Annotated in this window: 8 protein-coding genes; all 8 read left to right on the plus strand. The window is 61.0% G+C overall.

Features of this window, described 5'->3' with window-relative positions:
- Positions 1-17 precede the first annotated feature (17 nt).
- The 8 genes from PM3016_RS10040 (at position 18) to PM3016_RS10075 (ending at position 15,156) form a co-directional block, all read left to right on the plus strand.
- On the plus strand, positions 18-2,096 hold the full coding sequence (locus PM3016_RS10040; protein WP_014369346.1) for a glycoside hydrolase family 31 protein: 2,079 nt from the start codon (positions 18-20) through the stop codon (positions 2,094-2,096).
- Between the two features lie 53 nt (positions 2,097-2,149).
- Entirely contained in the window at positions 2,150-3,334 is a 1,185-nt protein-coding gene (locus PM3016_RS10045; RefSeq protein ID WP_014369347.1) for a glycoside hydrolase family 88 protein, read from the plus strand.
- A 265-nt stretch (positions 3,335-3,599) separates the two neighbouring features.
- Complete coding sequence (locus PM3016_RS10050) at positions 3,600-5,393, plus strand: cache domain-containing sensor histidine kinase (protein ID WP_014369348.1); 1,794 nt, start codon at positions 3,600-3,602, stop codon at positions 5,391-5,393.
- Positions 5,368-6,957, plus strand: a complete 1,590-nt coding sequence (locus PM3016_RS10055; protein ID WP_013915424.1) for a response regulator — start codon at positions 5,368-5,370, stop codon at positions 6,955-6,957. Before PM3016_RS10050 ends, PM3016_RS10055 begins: the two co-directional genes overlap by 26 nt.
- A gap of 183 nt (positions 6,958-7,140) precedes the next feature.
- A complete protein-coding gene (locus PM3016_RS10060; RefSeq protein ID WP_014369349.1) occupies positions 7,141-10,599 on the plus strand; it encodes a COG1470 family protein in 3,459 nt (1,152 codons plus the stop codon).
- A 179-nt stretch (positions 10,600-10,778) separates the two neighbouring features.
- Positions 10,779-13,130 (plus strand): AraC family transcriptional regulator, encoded by a 2,352-nt coding sequence (locus PM3016_RS10065; RefSeq protein ID WP_014369350.1) that lies wholly within the window; start codon positions 10,779-10,781, stop codon positions 13,128-13,130.
- Positions 13,131-13,262: 132 nt separating this feature from the next.
- Positions 13,263-14,246 (plus strand): ABC transporter permease, encoded by a 984-nt coding sequence (locus PM3016_RS10070; protein WP_014369351.1) that lies wholly within the window; start codon positions 13,263-13,265, stop codon positions 14,244-14,246.
- A 28-nt stretch (positions 14,247-14,274) separates the two neighbouring features.
- Positions 14,275-15,156: a carbohydrate ABC transporter permease gene (locus PM3016_RS10075; RefSeq protein ID WP_013915430.1), complete on the plus strand. Its 882-nt coding sequence runs from the start codon at positions 14,275-14,277 to the stop codon at positions 15,154-15,156.
- Positions 15,157-15,197 lie beyond the last annotated feature (41 nt).

Raw genomic sequence — 15,197 nt, forward strand, 5'->3', positions numbered from 1 at the left:
GAAAAGAGGGAAGTGCCATGGAACGTATTGCAAATGGAGTGTGGAAGCTGCGCTGGGGCCAGCCGGAAGAACATACGCCGGTAAGTCTCAGGGATCATGAGATCCGTCAGGAGGCGCTGGAGAAGCTGATCTGCGGCGGAGAGCCGCCGATTCCGCTGGAAGACATTGGGGTGCAGCGCACGCGCAGGGGCATCCGGATCGAGCTTCCGCTGGGGGCGGAGGAGCAGATCTACGGCTTCGGTCTGCAGCTGCACCGCATCAATCATACGGGACGCAAGAAGGTCATCCGCGTGAACAGCGATCCTGTGGCCGATACGGGCGACAGCCATGCGCCGGTGCCGTTCTATGTGTCGACGGCAGGCTACGGTGTGCTCGTAGATACCGCGAGGTATGCCGCGTTCTACTGCGGCACGAATCTCCCGAAGGGAGCTTCCGCGCACCGCCGGAACGAGAAAAAGGAGGTCGGCACCTCGGAGATCGAGCTGTACGGCTACCAGACGGCGCAGGGGGACCGGTCCGTTCTGGTCGATGTGCCTGCAGCCGAAGGCATCGACGTGTATTTCTTCGAAGGGCCGGACCTGCTGCAGGCGGTGCAGCGCTACAATCTGTTCTCGGGCGGGGGCTGCCTGCCTCCGGCCTGGGGCCTCGGGGTCTGGTACCGCGCTTACAGCGCGGCCCGGACCGAGGACGTGGTGCGTCTGTCCGAAGGGTTCCGCCGGGACCGGATGCCGGTCGACGTGTTCGGCTTCGAGCCCGGTTGGCAGACCCGGGCGTACTCCTGCTCCTTCGTCTGGGACGAGGGCCGGTTCCCGGGACGCCAGGCCATGCTCGGCCGGCTGCGGGAGATGGGCTATAAGGTCAATCTCTGGGAGCATCTCTTCGTGCACCCGACCTCCCCGATGTATGAGGGGCTGCTGCCCCACTCGGGAAGCGACGAGGTGTGGGAAGGACTCGTCCCCGACCTCTCGGTGGAGGAGGCCCGGGACCTTTTCTCGGCGTATCATCTCCGGGAATTCGTCGAACAGGGCATCGACGGCTTCAAGCTGGACGAGTGCGACAGCTCGGATTACGTGCATTCGAACTGGTCCTTCCCCGATACGGCGGACTTCCCGTCGGGCATGGACGGGGAGCAGATGCACAACCAGCTCGGCACCCTGTACCAGTCGGCCATTGCGGCTCCCTTCGAAGCGGCGGGCAGGCGGACCTTCTCGCAGGTCCGGGCCTCCGGGGCACTGGCGGCGCCTCAGCCGTTCGTGCTGTACAGCGATCTCTACAACCACAAGGTCTTCATCCGCGGTGTGGTGAACTGCGGCTTCTCCGGGCTGCTCTGGTCGCCGGAGGTCCGGCAGGCGGATTCGGCCGAGGATCTGGTCCGGCGCATCCAGACCGTCATCTTCTCGCCGCTTGCGCTGCTGAACTGCTGGCGCATCCCGAATCCCCCATGGATGCAGACCGACCGCGAGAAGAACGTGGGAGGCGAATTTTTCGAAGATTATGAGACTCTCAGGGACCTGTGCCGAAGCCTCTTCGAGCTGCGCATGTCGCTCATTCCGTATCTGTACACGAGCTTCGCGAGGTACCACTTCGAAGGACGGCCTCCCTTCCGGGCGCTGGTGATGGACTACCCGGAGGATTCGAACACGTACGGCATCGACGACGCCTACATGATGGGCGACTCGATCCTCGTGGCCCCGCTGGTGACAGGCACATCCGGCAGAGAGGTCTATCTTCCGGGCGGCCGCTGGCGGGACTTCTGGACGGGCGAAGCCTATGAAGGCGGGCGGACTTACAGCGTGCAGCCGGCGCTGGAGCGCATTCCGGTCTTCGTCAAGGACCATACGCTCCTGCCGCTTGCCGTGCCGCAGACGAGCGTCCCGGACGATGCGTCCTTCGATCTCACAATCCGAGCCTATGGTGACCGGCCCGGGGAGCTTCACCTGTATGAAGACGACGGCAGCACCTTTGCTTACCGTGACGGCTCCTACAACTGGGTGAAGCTGACGTGGAACGGCGGCGCGGCCGGGAAGATGGAGCGGCAGGGCGGATATGCCGGAGAGCAGTACCGCATCGTCGGCTGGGAGAGGGTTCAGCCGTAAGGCGTCCGGCTCAGGCGGATGATCAGGGATAGACGGAGAGGAGCAAAGAGAAAATGGAGACGGAGATGAAGGACAGCCGCACAGGCGGAGCGGGGAACGACCCAAGCCCCACCCGGGCGGATTTTGAGAAGGCGGCACGCTTCGTATTGGAGGTGATCGACCGCAATCTGCCGGTATTCCGGGATACCTACCCGGCACCGGCCAGCGAGGGGGACGTATATCCCGCCATCGATAACATCGAATGGACTTCAAGCTTCTGGACGGGCATGCTCTGGCTGGCTTACGACCTGACCGGCGAAGCGAAGTACAGGGAGGCGGCGGAATACCAGCTTGCAAGCTACCGAAAGCGCATTGAGGAGAGAATCGAGACGCAGACGCATGACCTCGGCTTCCTGTATTCGCTCTCTGCGGTGGCCGAGTACAGACGGACCGGCAGTGAAACGGCGAAGGAGACCGCGCTCAAGGCGGCGGATCTGCTTGCGGCGCGCTACTTTCCCCAAGCGGGCATCATTCAGGCATGGGGCGATCTGAACGACCCCGAGCAGTGCGGACGCATGATCATCGACTGCCTGCTGAACCTGCCGCTCCTCTATTGGGCTTCGGAGGTTACGGGTGAGCCGCATTATGCCGAGTATGCGAGGACTCATGCGGCGCAGGCCGCCAGGTACATTGTCAGAGAGGACGACACCACCTACCACACCTTCTATATGGATGTCGAGACCGGGGCGCCGAAGCACGGCAGCACGCATCAGGGCTATGCGGACGATTCCTGCTGGGCCCGAGGCCAGGCGTGGGGGATGTACGGCTTCCTGCTGAGCTATCTCTATACCGGGGATGAATCGATGATCTCTCTGTCCAAGCGGCTGACGGATTACTTCCTCACCCGTCTTCCGGAGGACGGCGTCGCCTACTGGGATCTCGTCTTCACGGAAGGCACGGAGCAGGAGCGGGACAGCTCGGCTTCGGCGATTGCGGTGTGCGCCATGCTCGAGCTGACGAAGCATCTGCCGGCTGCCGATCCCGATAAGCGCGGATATGAGGACCGGGCGCTGGAGATCCTCGCTTCGCTTGGGCGAAGCTTCACGACGGCGGAGCTGCCGCACTCGAACGGCGTGCTGAAGCATGCGGTCTACAACAAGCCGCGGGGGATGGGCATCGACGAATGCTGCATCTGGGGCGATTACTTCTACTTCGAAGCGCTGGTCCGCGTGCTGAAGAACTGGAAGCCCTACTGGTAAGCCGGACGGAGCACGTAAAGTGACGTAAGGGAACCATGCGAACCCGCGGAGCATCATCCCCTCAGCGCGGGTGCGCAGTACGGTTCCCTATAGCAGGTCCCTGCAGCCATGCCTGCAGGGACTTTCCTGTATGCTTAAGAGACGCGTGAGCAGCCGTCCGGCCGAACCGTGCTGGAGTCTGCTGGAATCCGGCCGAAACGGTAGGTAAGTCCGCCGGAACCTGCTATGATAATACAAATGACATGCTTACAAGGAGCGGAACCCCGTGTACAGGTCGACCTTCTCGCGTCTGCGCAAAAGCATTTTCGCCAAATTCACCTTGTCTTTCATTCTCGTGGGACTTCTTCCGCTGCTGGCCCTGAGCTATCTGTCGCTCAACACCTTCAGCGGCTACATGGAACGGTACACGGTCAACAACTATGAACAAATGCTGCTGTACGCCGGACGTAACGTCGACGACATGTACGCCAAGTACAATAATATCTCCAAGGTGATGTATTCGTACGGAGTCGAGGGCAGGTACGGTCATCTCGGGGAAGCGATCTCCGCCCAGAAGAAGACGGGGGATTACCGGCTGGCCTCCACGGTGGACGACTTCCTCCGCACAGTACTGTATACGGACAGCTACCTGCAGAATATCTTCTTCGTGTTCCCGGACGGCACGACCCAGCGGCTGACCAAGGAGAACAAAAGCATGGATTTCCGGGTTTCGTTCCCGGCCCCCGAATGGAAAACTGAGCTGCTTCAAGACAGCAGGAATCTGGCCTTTTTCCCGTCCCACAAGCAGACCTACCATACCGGGACGAACCCTCCGGTCATGACCTTCGCACGCAATCTCCTGGACATCTCCATGGCCGGCCTGCAGGAGCATATCGTGGGTACGCTCTATATGGATGTGGGGATGGGGGCGTTCGACGAGATATTCGGCCAGCTGGCGCTGAATCCGAAGGATACGGTGTATGTGCTGGACGGCAGCGGGAATGTGCTGTACAGCAACCGGTCGGAGCGGATCGGACAGGTCTATACGCCTGCCGAGTCCGGCGAATACCTGCGGACCGAGCGGGAGATCGCAGGGAACGGCTGGAAGGTCGTCGGGGAAATCTACAAGGAAGAGCTGTTCCGGACCGTCACCCAGATGATGAATACCGTCCTGGTCGTGATTCTGCTGTGTGCCGTCTCGCTGCTCATCGTCGCGCTCCTGTTCTCGAGGCGCTTCTCAGGTCCGATCCGCTCCATTACCCGCGAGATGACCAAGGTGGAATCCGGGAACTTCGACACTCGGGTGACGGTGAAGACGGATGACGAGATCGGGCTGCTCGGCCGCGGCTTCAACAAGATGGTCGTGCGGCTGCAGAGCTATATCGACGAGGTGTACGTGGCGCAGATCAAGCAGAAGCAGGCGGAGCTCAGCGCCCTGAAGAGCCAGATCCGGCCCCATTATCTGTACAACACGCTCGAAGTGATCCGAATGAGCGCCGTGGCCAACGATGACCAGGAGGTCGGCGACATGATCCTCTCGCTGTCGCATCAGCTCAAATATGTGCTGGATTACGGACAGGAGACCGTGACCCTCCTCGACGAAAAAAGCAATATCGAGCAGTACTTCCGCCTGATGGTGTACCGGTACGGCGAGCACCGGCTCTCGCTCGATTTTCGGTTCGACGCCGGCCTGCTCGGTGCGGCGGTGCCCAAGCTGTCCATCCAGCCGCTGGTCGAGAACGCGGTTTATCATGGGATTATGCCGAAATCCGGCAAGGGGAATATCCGCATTACGGCCGAGCTGCTGCCCGGGGAGCTTCTCTGCATAACCGTGGACGACGACGGAGTCGGTATGACCGAAGAGACGCTCGAGAAGGTCCGGAGCAAGCTCGGGAGCCGCACGGCAGGCGAGTTCGGGAGCATCGGTCTGAAGAATGTGCATGACCGCATCCAGGGGCTGTATGGAGGGAACTTCGGGATCGAAGTGAGCTCCAGCCGCCATATCGGGACATCCATACGGATGACGCTGCCTTATCAGAAGGAGGGGAATGCAGATGCTGAACGCCATATTGGCGGATGACGAGCCGGTCATCATCCGGGGGCTCCGGAAGCTGATCCCCTGGGAAGAGCTCGGGGTCCGCATCGTCGGGGAGGCCTGGACGGGCCAAGGGCTGATGGATCTGATCGAACAGGAGAAGCCGGATCTGGTGATCACGGATATCAGCATGCCCGACGGCACGGGCATCGATGTCATCAAGTGGGTCAACGAGCGGAAGCTCCGGACCAAAGTGATCTTCGTCAGCGCCTACCAGGACTTCGCCTATGCCAAGGATGCGATTGCTTACGGGGCGGTCGACTATTTGGTGAAGCCGATCGAGAAGGACGCCCTGCTAGCCGCCATCGGGAAAGCCGTCCATCTGGTCCGGGAGGAGACGGAGGAGCTCGGCACGAAGGGCAGGCTGGCGGTCTATGAACAGAAGGATATGAGTTCCCAGGTCGAGGAGCTCTTCGACCGCCTTGCCAGGGGGGAGATCCGGACGGAGGAGGCGAAGCGGCTGCTCGGGAAGCTGAAGGCCGAGCTGCCGTTCCCCTGCTATACCGCTCTGGAGCTGGAGCTCGAGGAGCATCACTCCGGAAGCTGGGAGGAGCATGAGAAGCGACTGCTGCTGTTCGCCGTCACGAATCTGTGCGAGGAGCTGGTGAAGGAGAAGGACGCCGTCGTGGTACTGGGCCGGACCGACGGCTTGTGCCTCATCGTCAACCACGCGCCGGGCCGGGATATGTTCCAGCTCGCGGAGGAGATGGTGGAGAAGATCCGCGGCTATCTGAAGACCGGCGTGACCGTAGGCGTAGGGGGGCAGGCTTCGGGGCTCGAAGGGATCCGGGCGTCTTACCTGGCTGCCCGCGAGGCGCTGCAGGCGAGTTATTTTGACGGTACCGGACGGGCCCACCAGTGGATGCCCCCGCGGGAGACGGGCGCTTCGGCCTCCGGGTGGAGCGGCGGGCTGAAGGATTCCTTGCTGCAGTCCCTGCTGGCCAAGGAAGAGGAGGGGGCGCTGGAGATCCTCGGCGAGCTGTTCGAGCGGATCGCCCTGGAGGCCGGAGGCAGCAAGGAAGCTGCCGTGGCCAGCTGTTATACGCTGCTCTTCGAGCTCATGGAGGGACTGCAGAAGGTGGGCATTGGCGCTCCCGCTTCGGCGCAGGAGCAGCAGGGCTGGCTGCGGACGATGCAGGGGTACGGCCGGTTCGAGGAAGTGAAGCGGTTCGTCACGGGAGAGCTCCGGGGGATGCTCGGCAGGCTGCGGGCCGGCAGCGGGGCCAAGGAAGCGCAGCAGATGAAGCTGGTCAAGGACTACATCGAGGGGAACTACCAGGAGAATATCACGCTCGAGAGTATGGCCTCCTTGGTTTATATGAACCCTTATTATTTCAGCTCCTTCTTCAAAAAGCACACGGGTCAGAATTTCAAGCAGTACCTGACGGAAGTGCGGATGAACCGGGCGGTGAAGCTTCTGCTGCACACGGAGCTTATGATCTACGAGATCGCCGAAGCGGTAGGCTACAACAATGCCCGCCAGTTCAGCGACATGTTCAAGAAGCAGTTCGGCAAGCTGCCGCATGAGTATAAGAGCGGACGGGCGTAAGAGGCCTGTTCCGCTTTTTATTTTATAAGAATTGGCGCTTAGCCATAGTCTGATGAAATCGTTATATTTTGATGCGTGCTTCCTTCGTCATTCAGTGTATTCACCAGAATTTGCAGTACCCCTGAATCAGAGCGGGTCGCATACTGGAGAGCATCCACCGTATGATGAAGGGAAAGTGAGCCAATGAAACGCATCGAAGATCTTCGTGCCTGGAGCGGGATGAATCTGCGGGTGGGAGAAGCGGCTGATGACGCCATACCAAGCGCTGCAGTGAGCCCGGGAGTGGAAGCCGTATTCCAATATGACCACGCAGAGGACTGGAGGTCCTGGGAAGCGCTGGCCTTGGAAGTGTGGGTCCCGGCGGGTACTGTCGTGGAGCTTACGGTGAAAGTGTACCCGCTGTGCATCGGCCGACCGGAATATATTCCGGTGACGACTGCCGTGCTGGCCGTTACGGGTCAAGGCTGGACTCCGGTGGAAGCCGCCTTCGAGCGGTTCGATGCCAAGCGGGCGGCGCCGGCCTTCTGGCGGCTGATCACCAAGGTCGGCCTGACGGTGAGGTACGCGAGCGGAGAACAGGCGGAACCCATGCCGATCCGCCGCATCCGGCTACAAGCCAAGGGAGGCCTGCGGATGCATGCCGAGCGCCTCTCCAGGTCCGCCTTGCCGGGAGAGACGGTGCGGTACAATCTCACCGTGCGCAACGAGTCGAAGGAGCGGCAGGCCGTGGTGCTCGGTGTCGAGCAGTACGGGTACGAGTCCATGGAGACGAGGCTGGAGCCCGCGATGCTGCTGCTGCAGCCGGGCGAGTCGGGAGAGGCGGCATTCACGGCAGTCATGCATGAGGGGATCGCGCCGGGGGGCTGCGAGGAGCATCAGCTCTATGCGCTGCCGAACGGGGATTCCAGCCGGGCGAAGCGCCTGAAGCTGTATACGGCCAGGGCGATGCCGCATCCGTATATTCTTCATACGGAAGCCGGCTGGGAAGAGGTGCAGCGCCATGTGCAGACGTACGCATGGGCGCGGAAGGAGCTGGAGGCTTGCGTCCGGACGGCTGAAGCATGGATCGTTCCCGAGACACGGGGCGCGGGCGAGCCTTATGCGTTCGAGCTTGCCGAACGCTTCAACCTCCATGCCGCATCCGTGGCCTGGAAGCTCACCGGCCGGCCGGAGTTCCGGGACAAGGCCGCTCTCCTGCTGAAGCGGTTAGCCAATGAGGAGAGCGGGTATCCGGCGACGGATTCCCCGTATCTTCACATCTATGCGGCGGCGGAAGAGCTGGAGCTGCGGACACCGCGGGGGCCGAAGGTGTGCGGCGGGGGACTTATCCACGAAGGCGAATTCATGCTGGACGCCGCCTCCTGCTACGATCTGCTGCATGACTCCGGTGCCTTCTCGGCAGAGGATCACCGCCGCATCGAGTCCGCCTTCCGGATCTATATCGAGAAGGCGGACTGGATGATTACGGACGGGGATACGAACAACATCCCGTCCGGCGGCATGGCCGGAGCGCTGCTCTGCGCGCTGGCGATACAGGATATGCGCTGGGTGCGGCGGTTTATCGACGGGCCCGGGGGCTTCAAGGACATGGTGGCCGCAGGCGTTATGGATGACGGCTGGTATTTTGAAGGGGCGAGCAATTATGTGGTGCTCTTCGCGGATATGTTCACGAGGCTGGTGCATGCCTGCGAGCCGTGGGGGCTGGGGCTGAAGGACCTGCGGGTCCGCCCTGCCTACCGGAAGAACGCGATGCTGTCGCCCTGGACGGAGCGCACGGACCGGCCATTCCTCGGCATGTCTTTCGACAAGCTCGGCCCGGTCACCCGGAACTACCGTACCGTCAAGGACGTGTGGGATGCGATGCTCCCGTTCACCGACGGCCGAGGCATCCTGTTCGGCGTGAACGACTCCACGGCCAAGGATATGGTCCGGTGGTACGACCTCGCCTACCATGTATGGCGGGATCCGTCTTATGTCTCGGTGATCCGGGGCGCGGACCGGCGGGACCTCCTGTACGGTGTCGGCGAGCTGCCCGAGCCGCCGGCCGATCACAGCGAGAGGTCCGCCTGTGCCGACAATACGGGGCTTGCCATCCTCCGCTCCCGCCGGGATGCCGCAGGGAACAGCGCCCCGATAACGGCGGTAATCAAGTACGGTTCGCACGGGGGCTATCACGGACATTTCGACCGTACGGCCCTTACCGCGCTGATGCGCCACGGGAAGAATGCATACGGGCCGCTGGCATCCTGGTACGGCTATGGTTCCTTCCTGTTCAAAATGTGGGTGCAGGCGTCCTTGTCCCATAATATGGTGGCGGTCGACCAGCGCATGCAGGAGCCGGCGGAAGCGAAGCGGCTGCTGTTTCACAGCGGCGAGATGCTTCAGGCCTGCGCGGTGGAGACGACGGCCCGGTGGATGGACCCGCCTTACGGCGGCCAGACCCCTTACCCGGAATCGTTCCCGGAGGAGCGGGGCTGGATTGAGGGAAGGGACATGCCGGTTCCCCCGGTGCCGAGAGCTCAAGGGGATACGGGGACATCCTCCGAACCGGTGCTGCAGCGAAGGCTGGTAGCCGTGACGGATGACTATGTCGTGGTGGCCGACTATCTGAGAGGGGAAGAGGAGCATACCTTCGACTCCCTGCACCACTACCAGGGGTTCGAGGGGCTCGAAGCCCGGGAGCTGCGGCATCTGCGGCACACGGGCCAGATGAACGGGGATCCGTATGGAGCCGGCCAGTTCATCACGGACTGCGACTGGTATGCGTGCGGAGGACCGGCGAAGGTCCGTTTCTCCCACCATTATGACCGGCAGCGGGATGACAGCGCCGGCCGGCATATCCTGCACAATGAAGAGGGCAGGATGCATCTTCATCTTCACTCGCTTTGGCCCCCGCGTCAGGAGGTCATGACGGGCTGGTATGCGGAAGCGGACCCGGTGAACAAGCGCGTCACCTACGAAGTAACGGGCGACGGGGAGGTTCTGGCCGAGGGCCGGTTCGGGGCCTGGATTCTGGGCACCCGGCAGGTCAGCGTCCCCCTGGAGGGGACACGCGAGCTCCGCCTTCGCGTCACTGTCGACCGGTCGGTGAAGAAGACGGTGTTCTGGGGAGATCCGGTTGTCATCCTCGCTGACGGCCGGCGCCTGCCTGTGACCGAGCTCCCCGTCCGGTACGAGAACGTGGATAGGGGGAGCGGGGCAGGGACCGATTATTATGGAGGTCCGGTGCACCTTGCAGGCATGCCGTACCCGGCCGCGCTGCCGTTCGAGCCGCTCGATCCACAGCTTCCGGCCGCAGCCGTATTCGACCTGACCGGCGTGAAGGCCGCGTCGTTCGAGTCGGTTCTTGGCGGCGACTACCCGGCAGGCCTCGATCCGGCACGGAGGAAGACGGTCAGCATCCGCAGCAAGGGGAGGGAAGCTGCCTTCATCGCCATCCTGGAGCCGCATGAAGGAACGTCGGCCATCCGGTCGGCCGAAGCCTTCTCGGCAGACCTCATCCGCGTCACGCTGACGGACGGCCGGGTCCAGGAGATCTCGATCCACGGCATGAACGGGGACGGGAAGGACCTGGGCATCCGGATCCGCGAGAGCAGGGACGGAGGGATGGTGCGGGAGGAAGAAAGCGGGCCTACGGACTGACTGGCGCCTGTATGCCAGGTTGATTTTTTTGTTGAATGCCGATCACAGGGTTTCCAGTGCCTTCCAACTCCTTAAAAATCCGCACAAGCTCCTTAAAAAACAGCATGCCGCCCTATGGTATGCTGTTTTTGCTGCGGAAATGTAACCGCATTCAGTTCAGTGAACGGGAGGGACTGCACATGCAGCGAATCAAAGCCTTCATGCTCCACAAACCGTTATTGATCCGCATTATCCTGTCCTACCTGCTGGTGGGGCTGGTGGTGATCGGCGTTCTTACGATCATTGTCACCTCCAGGGTATCGGCACAGCTGACCGGGGAGATCACCTCCTCCACCGACAGGGCGATTGAGCAGTCTTACAATACAGCGAGTGTGTTGCTGAATTCGACCTACAACCACTTTGCGGGCCTCTTCACCAGCACGGAGCTTCAGCCGGCCTTCTATGGCAGGAATTTCAGTACGCCCGAGCTGGGGCGGATCGGCAGCAAGCTTTACGAGGCGGCGAGCTCGAATCCGTTGGTGCACTCCGTCTACCTGTTCAATTTTCAGGAAAAGCTTGTCTTCTCGTCCCTGTCTACGGTACGGCCGTTCGACGAGTTCTACGACCGGGACCTGCTGAAGCTGCTGGAGAGCACGGAACCGTACCGTTCGGGCATCTTTATTCCGCGGCGTGCGGCATTCGAGCTTAACGGCAGGGCATACGACCAGCACCTGATCTCCATCGTGTATCTCCAATCGAGGGAGGACCGGGTGAGCAGCGGGGCGATGGTGCTGAATCTGGATCAGCGGCTGCTGCAGAACATGGTGATGAACGGGACGGGAAGCCGCTCCTTTCAATCGATGATCATCAACCGGCAGGGGACCGTCGTCTCCCACTCGGACAGCACGCAGATCAACAGGAACCTGTCGGATGAGAGCTATGTAGAGCAGATCCTTGGGAGCCGGATGGGGAAGGGGACGTTGGAGCTCACACGCGGTGGGAAGGACCACCGTGCCTTCTATATCAAGTCGGAGAGTCTCGGCTGGACCTTCATCGGACTGATCAATTATGAGACGCTGCTCGGCCGGGTCCACGAGATCAAGCGCTTTATCCTGTGGGTGACCGCCATCCTGCTTGGGGTGGTGCTGCTCTCCGCCGCCTTCTTCACCCGGATGATCTACAGTCCGATTCACCGTCTGATCACGGACGTGCGGAGACTGCATGGGGAAGTCCGGCAAAGGCCCTCGCTCTCCGAGCTGGACATGCTCTCCGGCGCCTTCAGCTATCTGGAGCAGAAGGTGCAGGATCTGCAGGTCCGGGCAGCCGGTTATCAGTCCGCGAGGCGCAGGGACACGCTCCGCATGCTGACCGCGGGCGGCTGGACGGATGCGGGCGAGATGGCCCGCAAGCTTCAGGATGCCGGAATTCAGTTGGCGGAAGGACCGCTGCAGGTGTGCCTGCTCCGGCTCGATGCCTACGGACAGCTCTCCGCCTCCTACAGCACGGCCGACCTTGCGCTCCTGAAGTATGCCCTGTGCAATATTGCCGAAGAAATGGGCGGGAGCCGATGGGCCGTGACGGCGTTCGAAGAAGCGGAAGATGCCGTGACCCTGATCGTATCCTCCGATTTGGGCGAAACGGAGGCCTCGCGGGAAGAGGCGCTCCCGGTGCTGCTGCAGGCTATCCAGCAGAGCGCGTCGCACTACCTGAAGCTCAGCGTTTCAGCCGCCATCGGTACGAGGGCAGAGGATCTGGCCGGGATCCCGGCCTCCTGGACCTCTGCCTATCATGCTTCGCGCTATCGTCTCGTGCTCGGCAGAGGGAGCATGATTCCCGCCGGATTTGAGGCGGCGCGCGAGCCGCTTCATGACGGGTATGCCTCCGCTATGGAGAAGCAGGTGGTGGACAGCATCAAGCTCGGCGATCTGGCGCGGACCCGTGCCGCCGTGGAGGAGTACACCGCGCTGCTGCAGCGGGCCCCCTATGAGGAGATGATGCTGCTGCTGACCCAGCTGCTCATCTCCACCGCACGCACAGCGGCTGCCATGGGCGCGGCGGGGGAGGAGTTCCGCCTCGGTATCGGCTATCTGGGCCAGCGGCTGTACCAGTGGGAGACCCTCACGGAGATCCGCGAGTGGTACCTGGACCTCTGCGGCCGGGCCGTGGAACAGCGGGACCGCGAAGCCTCCCGGAAGAACCGGCTGATCGTGGATCGAATCAAGGCCCATATCCACGAGCATTACACCGATCCAACCCTGACGGTGGAGTCTCTTGTGGAAGTCGGCGGATTATCGACGAATTACATGAGACGCGTATTCAAGGAAATCTCCGGCGTCTCGATCAATGTATACCTCAGCGAGTACCGGTTCGAGAAGGCGAAGGAGCTTCTCCTCCGTACGGAGTTTCCGGCGAACCGGATCGGCGAGATGGTAGGCTTCGAGAATACGAACTATTTCTATGTCTCCTTCAAGAAATACTGCGGCAGAACACCGGACCACTTCCGTAAAACGCAGCGCGGCGAGGGGATGGACGAGGCGGCAGGCAGGAATTAAAGGGTTTGGTCGGATTTTAAAGTACCTCTGGTATCAAAAATCAGTGTCTTTCTCGTGATTCCACACTTTCGGATGGTGCCGGCATCGCCTATTCTGAGCTCATGAGCAGATGACATGCGAAGGAGGATGGATATGAGCGGTACGGTTATGAAACAACCCGAGCTTCTGCAGAAGAAGCTCTCGGGACAGCAGCGCGGAGTTCTGGGCGCATTCTTCCACGAACTCATACGCAATAAATTCCTGTACGTCCTGGCGCTGCCCGGGATCGTCTGGTTCTTTATCTTCTGCTACGTTCCGATGGGCGGCATCGTGATTGCTTTCCAGGATTTCAAAGCAGTGAAGGGCATCACGGGAAGCCCGTTCGTCGGACTGAAGAACTTCGAGTTCTTTTTCCATTCGAAGGACTGGCTGCTTATTGTCAGGAATACGGTGCTGCTCAATGTGCTGTTCATCGCCTTCGGCACCCTGGCTTCGGTCGCGATCGCGGTCATGGTGACGGAGCTGGGCAGCCCGTGGTTCAAGATGATCTCCCAGTCCGTGATGATCTTCCCGCATTTTCTCTCCTGGACGGTCGTGGCGATGTTCATGACCGCCTTCGTGGCGACGGAAGGAGGCTTCATCAACCAGCTCCTCGGGATGATCGGCGTACAGCCGGTCGCTTTCCTCTCCTCGCCCCAGTACTGGCCTGCGATTCTGGTGCTGCTGAAGATCTGGCATGGGGCCGGCTTCGGTGCGATCATTTACATGGCTGCAATTGCCGGGATCAACCCCGATATCTACGAGTCGGCATCCATCGATGGGGCCACCCGCTGGCAGAAAATCCGCTTCATCACCCTGCCGCTGCTGAAGCCGACGGTGATCCTGCTGACGATCCTGGCGGTCGGGGGGATCTTCAACGGGGATTTCGGACTGATCTACGCGATCATCGGACGAAACCCGGCCCTGTACCCGACAACGGACGTCATCGACACCTATGTCTTCCGAGCGCTGATGGACCTGGGGGATATGGGCATGTCGGCGGCGGTCGGCTTCCTGCAGTCCTTTATCGGCTTCATCCTGGTGCTCACCGTCAACTATATCGCCAAGAAGACGGCGCCGGAGTCCGCTATTTTTTAACGTATCCCTGCCAGAAAGGAGACTGCCCATGATCCGGGAAAGCATCCCAGACAAGCTGCTCAAGCTCTCGTTCTATCTGATTCTGACCTTGTTCTCGGTGTACTGCCTGCTGCCTATTGTCGCTGTTGTGTCTTCGTCCTTCTCAACCGAGTCCTCCATCCTGAGGGACGGATATACCTTGTTCCCGGTGGAATTCTCCCTGGAGGCCTACAAGCTGATCTTCCAGGACCAGACGATCTACAAGGCTTACGGCGTAACGATCTTCATTACGGCGGCCGGCACGGCCCTCTCGATGATCTTCACCAGCGCCATGGCTTATGCCATCTCCGTCAAGACCGTGAAGTACCGCAATGCCATCGCCTTCTATGCCTACTTCACGATGCTCTTCCACGGGGGCCTGGTGGCGAACTATCTGCTGATCTCGAAGTATCTCGGCATGAAAAATTCCATCTGGGTCCTGATCATCCCCGGGCTGATCAGCGCCTGGAACATGTTCCTGCTCCGCAACTTCTTCGCTTCCATCGATGAGTCGCTTGCCGAATCGGCCAAGATGGATGGAGCCAACGATGCGTACATTCTGATGCGCATCATCCTGCCGGTCTCGCTGCCCGCTCTGGCAACGGTAGGACTGTTCTATGCGCTGGGGTATTGGAATAAATGGTTCGACGCCCTGCTGTATATCAGCGATCCGGACAAGTTCCCGCTGCAGTATCTGATCCAGCGGATCATGAACAACCTGGACTATGTGAACCAGATTGCGGCGGATGTGTCCATTCCGAACTTCATCCCGCCGGCCATCACGGTGCGGCTGGCGACAACGATGGTAACGATCGGTCCGATCGTGCTCCTGTACCCGTTCCTGCAGAGGTATTTCGTCAAGGGATTAATGGTAGGCGCGGTCAAAGGCTGATCTGCTCTATAACTGCAAGCTGAGACTACGACATAGTCAGA

The sequence above is a fragment of the Paenibacillus mucilaginosus 3016 genome (genome assembly GCF_000250655.1).
GTDB lineage: Bacteria > Bacillota > Bacilli > Paenibacillales > NBRC-103111 > Paenibacillus_G > Paenibacillus_G mucilaginosus.

Bases quoted from the DNA above. Each gene is read 5' to 3' on its own strand.
- PM3016_RS10040 (WP_014369346.1), top strand. From the start codon at position 18: ATGGAACGTATTGCAAATGGAGTGTGGAAGCTGCGCTGGGGCCAGCCG.
- PM3016_RS10045 (WP_014369347.1), top strand. From the start codon at position 2,150: ATGGAGACGGAGATGAAGGACAGCCGCACAGGCGGAGCGGGGAACGAC.
- PM3016_RS10055 (WP_013915424.1), top strand. From the start codon at position 5,368: ATGCTGAACGCCATATTGGCGGATGACGAGCCGGTCATCATCCGGGGG.
- PM3016_RS10060 (WP_014369349.1), top strand. From the start codon at position 7,141: ATGAAACGCATCGAAGATCTTCGTGCCTGGAGCGGGATGAATCTGCGG.
- PM3016_RS10065 (WP_014369350.1), top strand. From the start codon at position 10,779: ATGCAGCGAATCAAAGCCTTCATGCTCCACAAACCGTTATTGATCCGC.
- PM3016_RS10070 (WP_014369351.1), top strand. From the start codon at position 13,263: ATGAGCGGTACGGTTATGAAACAACCCGAGCTTCTGCAGAAGAAGCTC.
- PM3016_RS10075 (WP_013915430.1), top strand. From the start codon at position 14,275: ATGATCCGGGAAAGCATCCCAGACAAGCTGCTCAAGCTCTCGTTCTAT.